Below are 1,012 nucleotides of genomic sequence, written 5' to 3' on the forward strand. Positions count from 1 at the left end.
CTGGTTGCTCCTACGTCGACGCGCGCAGTGTGGTGAGGTAAGCGGCGAAGTCTGCGACCCGGGAGTGGTCGAACACCGCCCGCTGGGGCACGGCCACGCCCAACCGGGCCGTCACCTGGGCCACCACGTGCGGGGCGAGCAGGGAGTAGCCGCCGACTTCGAAGAAGTCGTCGTCCACACCGACCTCGGCGCATCCGATGGCCTCCTGCCAGATGCGGGCCAGCTCCCGCTCCAGTTCACCGCCGGGCGAGCCGCCGGGCGGGCCGCCGGGGTGCGCCGGCACGGGCACGGGCAGCGCTGCCCGGTCCACCTTGCCGGTCGACGTGCGGGGCAGGTCGTCGAGCAGCACGTAGTGGGCGGGCACCATGACCGGCGGCAGCACGCGCACCGCGTGGCGGCGCAACGCGGGCACATCCGGCCGGCGGTCGGGCCGCGCGGCGACGTAGGCCACGATCTCCGGCGCGACCTGATCGGCGCCGTGCAGCCGCACCGCCACCTCCGCGACGTCCGGCGCGGTCGACAGGGCCGCCTCGATGTCGCCCAGCCGGATCCGCACGCCGCGGATCTTCACCTCGTCGTCCAGCCGGCCGACGAACACCAACTCCCCCGCCTCGTCGTACCGTCCGAGGTCGCCAGTGCGGTACACCCGGATCTCGGGATCACCGTCCGGGTCGGCCAGGAAGCGTTGTGCCGTCTCGTGTTCCCGCCCCAGGTAGCCGTGCGCGAGGTAGCGGGAGCGGACCAGGATCTCACCGACTCCGGTGCCGTCCAGCAGGATCTCGCGACCGGCAATGGGCCGCCCGATCGGCACCACCTCGCCGGTGAACCCGACCGGCACGCGGTACCAGGTGGCCAGGGTGCACTCGGTGGGTCCGTAGAAGTTGCGGATCGCGGCGTTGGGCAGGTGCCGGGCCGCGGCCGTGAGCAGGTCGGGTGGCAGCACCTCCCCGAACAGGCTCAGCGAGCCGACCTCGGGCAGCGGCCGGTCGGGACGGGCGGTGAACAGCGCGCG

At 73.6% G+C, this 1,012-nt stretch carries 1 protein-coding gene; it reads right to left on the reverse strand.

Annotated features, from left to right (window positions below; all coding sequences use genetic code 11):
• Nucleotides 1–10: 10 nt before the first annotated feature.
• Nucleotides 11–1,012: non-ribosomal peptide synthetase (locus AB0G02_RS42270; RefSeq protein WP_360806836.1), on the reverse strand; the 1,002-nt coding region annotated here is incomplete at its 5' end.

The sequence above is a fragment of the Actinosynnema sp. NPDC023658 genome (genome assembly GCF_040639995.1).
GTDB lineage: Bacteria > Actinomycetota > Actinomycetes > Mycobacteriales > Pseudonocardiaceae > Actinosynnema.